The sequence below is a fragment of the Mesorhizobium sp. M7A.F.Ca.US.005.03.2.1 genome, from assembly GCF_003997795.1.
In the GTDB taxonomy this organism is placed as follows: domain Bacteria; phylum Pseudomonadota; class Alphaproteobacteria; order Rhizobiales; family Rhizobiaceae; genus Mesorhizobium; species Mesorhizobium ciceri.
The window spans coordinates 1-537 of sequence record NZ_RZRP01001563.1; the positions used below are offsets into that span (position 1 = coordinate 1).

Genomic DNA, 537 nt, shown 5'->3' on the forward strand with positions numbered 1-537 from the left:
GTCACGCCTCGTCGGATGACAGCACATGCACCACGATCCCGACGCGCCTGCAGCCTGCCACTGTGCTCGCTCCCGTCAAGGGCAAGGCTTCGCCGGCCGGACTTGCTTGCCGCAAATTGCTGGGCGATGAGCGTCCGTAGCGATTGGCAAGCGTCCGGCCGCCCTTGACCTTCGCTGCGCGCGGCAGCCGCCTGACAGGCGATCGGGTCGAGGGGTTTGACCAGCGCTTGATCGATCAAAGGGTTTGACGCGAAAGGTTGGGTGCCGCGCAGTCGGCGCATCCGATCAACCTCGCTCGTCGCGCTTCGACGGGCGGCTCCAGTGCAAAGCCCAGACACTTTTCTCGGCATCGGACTGAAACAGGTTGGCGCGGATCGGCTGCGTGAAGGACGGATCATCGATGGAGACGGAGAGGTAGTTGCCAGCCTTCTCGCCGGTACGCTCCCACGCCGCACCGATCTCCATGCCTTCGCAGAAGACGCGGTGGTCCGGCGCGTTCTCGGCATCCGACTTCTCGGCGGGCAGGATGGCAAGCTT

1 protein-coding gene is annotated in these 537 nt (G+C 64.8%); it reads right to left on the reverse strand.

The window, feature by feature from the left end; translation table 11 throughout:
- Window positions 1-285 precede the first annotated feature (285 nt).
- Window positions 286-537 (reverse strand): DUF736 domain-containing protein (locus tag EN991_RS39150; RefSeq protein WP_164769811.1); only part of this gene is annotated, 252 nt, incomplete at its 5' end.